General features: G+C 69.2%; 5 protein-coding genes. 1 reads left to right on the top strand and 4 read right to left on the bottom strand.

The window, feature by feature from the left end:
• The first annotated feature begins 215 nt into the window (after nucleotides 1–215).
• Nucleotides 216–1058, top strand: coding sequence for a tyrosine-protein phosphatase (locus I0Q12_RS19750; RefSeq protein ID WP_197253796.1), 843 nt, complete (start codon nucleotides 216–218; stop codon nucleotides 1056–1058).
• A gap of 50 nt (nucleotides 1059–1108) precedes the next feature.
• On the opposite strand, the gene I0Q12_RS19745 is transcribed toward I0Q12_RS19750, so the two are convergent.
• The 4 genes from I0Q12_RS19745 to I0Q12_RS19730 all read right to left on the bottom strand — a co-directional run bounded on the left by I0Q12_RS19745 (nucleotide 1109) and on the right by I0Q12_RS19730 (nucleotide 2833).
• Nucleotides 1109–1399: a VanZ family protein gene (locus I0Q12_RS19745; RefSeq protein WP_197253863.1), complete on the bottom strand. Its 291-nt coding sequence runs from the start codon at nucleotides 1397–1399 to the stop codon at nucleotides 1109–1111.
• Between the two features lie 66 nt (nucleotides 1400–1465).
• Nucleotides 1466–1723, bottom strand: coding sequence for a hypothetical protein (locus I0Q12_RS19740; protein ID WP_197253794.1), 258 nt, complete (start codon nucleotides 1721–1723; stop codon nucleotides 1466–1468).
• Nucleotides 1723–2157 carry a DUF1707 domain-containing protein gene (locus I0Q12_RS19735; RefSeq protein WP_197253792.1) on the bottom strand — a complete coding sequence of 145 codons (435 nt, stop codon included), beginning with the start codon at nucleotides 2155–2157 and terminating at the stop codon, nucleotides 1723–1725. The genes I0Q12_RS19740 and I0Q12_RS19735 overlap by 1 nt, the downstream gene beginning before the upstream one ends.
• A gap of 43 nt (nucleotides 2158–2200) precedes the next feature.
• The gene (locus I0Q12_RS19730; RefSeq protein ID WP_197253790.1) at nucleotides 2201–2833 is read right to left on the bottom strand and encodes a DUF1707 domain-containing protein; all 633 of its coding nucleotides are present in this window, start codon (nucleotides 2831–2833) and stop codon (nucleotides 2201–2203) included.
• Between the last annotated feature and the right edge of the window lie 300 nt (nucleotides 2834–3133).

The following is a 3133-nucleotide window of genomic DNA, read 5'->3' as shown; positions in this document are numbered from 1 at the left end:
ACCGGGCGGGTACTCGCTGATCGTCGACGGTGAAGCCGTTCTCGACGGCGACGCGCTGCGGGTCCGGCCCACCTCGGCCGTGCTGCACCGGCCGGCGACGCCGGAGACCCCGCCGCAGAACCCGGGATGCAGCGCCGATTGCCGTCCGCTCACCGGGTAACGGCGTCGCCCGGGCTGTGCCGCAGTCCGTCGCCCGGCCGCGTAGTTTGTCGTACATGACAGAAACAGTGGGAGAAGGCGCGGGCGAGGACACGACGTTCGCGATACCGTCGCTCGCCAACCTGCGGGACATCGGCGGGTGTGCGAGCCGGTTCGGCGGCGTGGTCCGCACCGGAGTGGTGTTCCGCTCCACCGATCTGAGCCGACTCACCGACACCGACCGTGAGACGCTCGACGCCCTGCAGATCACCACTGTCTTCGACCTGCGGACCGCCGCCGAGATGGAACGGCGCCCCGACCGTCTGCCCGAGGGTGCCGTCCACGTCGGGCTCGACGTCTTCGCCGATCGCGAGGACGCCTCCATCGCGGCCGCACTGCCCGAACTCGTCGCGAACCCCGAGGTTGTCGCCAAGGAGTTGTCGGACGGTCGCGCCGAGAACTACCTGCTGGGCAGCTACCGGGACTTCGTCTCCATGCCCAGCGCTGCCGCGTCCTATCGACGTTTGGCGACCGGAATCGCGCACGGCGAGGTTCCGGCGCTCGTGCACTGCAGCGCGGGGAAGGACCGGACCGGATGGGCGGCCGCGTCGCTGCTGCTGTTCGCCGGCGCCGGCGAGGACGACGTGTTCGCCGACTATCTGCGCACCAACGATCTGCTGCTTCCGACGTTCGAGCCGCTGTTCACGAAGTTCCGCGAACTCGGCGGGGATCCGAACGTGCTGCGCCCACTCCTCGGTGTGCAGCGCAACTATCTCGAGGCGTCGCTCGACGAGGTCACCAACCGCTACGGGACGATCGAGCAGTACTTCGCGGAAGGACTCGGTCTCGACGACGACACCCTCCAGGCATTGCGGACCCGGCTGGTCGACACGGAACGTACGTCCGTCCGCAGCGAATGATGTAGGCGCAGTGCCTCATCTGGGCGCAGTGCGTCGTCGCACCCGATCGGTCAGCGCGCGGCTCGGGTGCGACGGCGTACCGCAGTGAACACCGCGAGACCGACGAGCACACCGACCAGGTCGGCGCACCAGTCCCACACGGATCCCGAGCGGCGCACCGCAATCGTCTCCTGCAGGATCTCGGTCAGCACGCCGTACGCGGCGAGCCAGCCGATCGTCCAGGCGACGGGGATCCGCGCATACAGCGAGCAGTAGGCGAGGGTCGCGAAGAAGACTGCGTGCGTGACCTTGTCGGCGTGCGGCGGGCCTTCCGGTGCGGTGCCTCCGGGGGACAGGAGCATCGCGGTGACGACGACCGTCGCCAGCAGGAGAGGCAGCGTGCGCCGCCACGTGAGGGTAGGCACCGGTCAGGCGTCCCGGACGGTCAGACCGAGTGCGGCCTCGGCGAATCCGCGTACCGCGCGGCGCGCAGCGGTCAGCGCGGCGTCCTCGCCGTCGCGGGCGGTGCCGGTCAACGTCCCGTCCGGCATCAGTGTCACGTCCGCAACCGATTCCGCGGTCGTCGCCTCGCGCACCGACCAGCGGTAGCGAGTGTCGGCGTTCCAGGACTCGGTGTCCTCGGCGAGCAGATACCAGTTGCCCGCGTTGATCTCGACCGGTTCCATCAGGCGTCGCCCCTGTCCCTGCGATTCTTTCTGTCGCGCTTGCGGTCACGCGAACGGTCGTTCTGATCGAGTCCCGCATACAGGACGACGCTGACCACGGGGATGAGCAGGAACCACAGCCAGCTGTGAGTAAGGAAGAACAGGACGAGCGCGACGGCAGGTGTCACGCCCGCGACCACGTCGCGCCACCGATCCGGCAGTCCGCGCTTGGCGGGGGCAGTCACGGCTGCCGGAGCAGGGACGTTCGCCGTTTCCGTCGGCAGATCGGTGAACAGGCCGTCGAGGTCGCTGCGGGTCGTCGCCGCCGAGGCCTTGCCGCTGCGTTCTTCGAATTCGGCGAGGGTGAGTCGTCCGGCTGCGAAATGTTCACCGAGCAACTGCAGCGCACGCTCGCGTTCGGCGGTGCCGATGCGAACCTCGGGTGTATCGGACATGCCCACAGACTAGTTGCCCGAAGCTGGCGCCGCGTGGCCGGTCTCACGGGCCGAAGCCGGGTCCTCCGGTCATGATCCGATACGCCTTCACCACGACTGCGACGAGCACGACGGCGCAGATCACCATGACGAGCGGGAAGCGGATCGCCACCATCGACACCGCGGCCACCAGCCCGATCGGCAACAGGGTGAGCACGTCGAGTACCGCGGCCCCTGAAGGTGTTGTGCGGTAACGGGTGTCGCGTGCGTAGGACGGTTCGGGTGCGTTCTCGTCGAGAAGGCGTGCGGGCAGGAGACGCGCGGACCCGGGTGCCGGGTCTTCGGGACGGGACCGGCCGACGAACATCGCCGTCCCCGCGGCGGCAACCGCTGCGACCGCGGGCAGCCACAGGCCGATGCCGAACCGGTCCGCCACGACGAACACCGCGAACAGGACCAGCGGCAGCAGGCCGAGAACCAGTCCCCGTCCGCGCCGTTGCCGTCGTGCCGGTTCGATGAGGGGCAGATCGGAGAACGGGGCCACCAGCTCGCCGCGTGTCGTCGCCGCTTCGATGCGTCCGGACCGTTCCTCGAACTCGGTGAGGGTGAGCCGTCCGGCAGCGAAGTGTTCTCCGAGCAGACGCTGCGCCTGCTCGCGTTCGGCGGTGCCGATGCGTATCTCGTGCGGCTCGGCCATATGTCCACCCTAGTCTCGAGCGTTCACGGAAATCTGCCCCGGAACGCTACGAACTGCGCTCCGTTCGTGGGTGGTGATCCTCAGCCGAGTCGGAGCCGTTCCGATCCCGGCAACGGGTCGGTGCTGCCGGGCCGCGCCTGCGACGGGGTGGGGACGCGTTCAGGATCGCGTGGGTGACGAGCTCGTGGGGGTGATGGCGATGGTTGCGCCGGGGTGTGCGGGTGGGATCGAGGAGGTGCGGTGCGGTCCACAGAGGGCGGTGGCCGTGGGGATCGGCGGTGGTACGCCACCCGGAGTCGG

It is taken from the genome of Rhodococcus sp. CX, assembly GCF_015865005.1.
GTDB lineage: Bacteria > Actinomycetota > Actinomycetes > Mycobacteriales > Mycobacteriaceae > Rhodococcus.
Note: the sequence above shows the minus strand (reverse complement) of the source record. Positions and strands in the feature narration are given on the sequence as shown.